This window comes from Streptomyces alkaliphilus (assembly GCF_014141535.1).
GTDB classification, from domain to species: Bacteria; Actinomycetota; Actinomycetes; order Streptomycetales; family Streptomycetaceae; genus Streptomyces; species Streptomyces alkaliphilus.
On the sequence record NZ_VKHT01001494.1, the window covers coordinates 1 to 847 of the forward strand.

1 protein-coding gene is annotated in these 847 nt (G+C 76.6%); it reads right to left on the reverse strand.

Annotation, left to right across the window (positions count from 1 at the left end; all coding sequences use genetic code 11):
• Positions 1 to 137: 137 nt before the first annotated feature.
• Positions 138 to 847 (reverse strand): PP2C family protein-serine/threonine phosphatase (locus FNQ90_RS25290; RefSeq protein ID WP_182608442.1); only part of this gene is annotated, 710 nt, incomplete at its 5' end.

Sequence of the window (847 nt, forward strand, 5' to 3'; positions counted from 1 at the left end):
GTCGGGTTCTGCTCCTCGGCCACGTGGGTGCCTCCTCGGATGGGGTGCCGGTCGGGGGGACCGTTTCCCATCGTATGGCGGGGGTCCCGGGCTCGACAGGGCGGCGACGGGCCCGGGGTACCCCGCGGCCGGAGAGGTCAGAAGCGGGCCGCGAGCACCACCGCGTCGCCCGGGCCCCCGCCGGGGCGTGATCCGGCGGGATCGGCGGGCGGCAGGGACCGCAGCACGTGGTCCGCCAACGCCCCGGGGTCCCGGCGGACGGCCGCGGGCGCGCGGGCGGCGGTGGCGTGCAGGCGGGCGAAGGCGCGGTCCATGGATCCGGCACCCGTCCCACCGCCGTCGAGCCGTCGCAGCAGTCCCTCGCTGCACAGCAGCACCGTCTCGCCGGGGCGCAGCTCCACCTCCACGCTGGGGGCCTCCCAGCAGGTGAGCATGCCCAGGGGCGCGGAGAGCGTGGTCTCCGCGTACTGCACCCGGGTGTCGCCGACGATCAGCGGGGGCGGGTGCCCGGCCGAGGCGACCACCAGCCGCCGGTTGGCCGGCTCCACGTACCCGAACAGGGCGGTGGCGCACCGAACGGACTCGGTGACGCGCAACAGCAATTCCAGATCGGAGAGGACCGCGACCGGGTCCTCGCCCTCCATCACCGCGTAGGCGCGCAGCCCGGCGAGCAGCCGGCCCATCGCGGCCACGACGCGTGGGCCGGATCCGGTGATCGAGCCCATGGCCAGGCCGAGCGCCTGCTCGGGCAGGGCCAGGGCCTCGTGGAAGGTGCCGCCGTCGGTGTCCCCGGTCTCCCCGGCGTCCCCGGGTCCCCCGATCCCGGAGATCCCCGGGACGTCGGAGG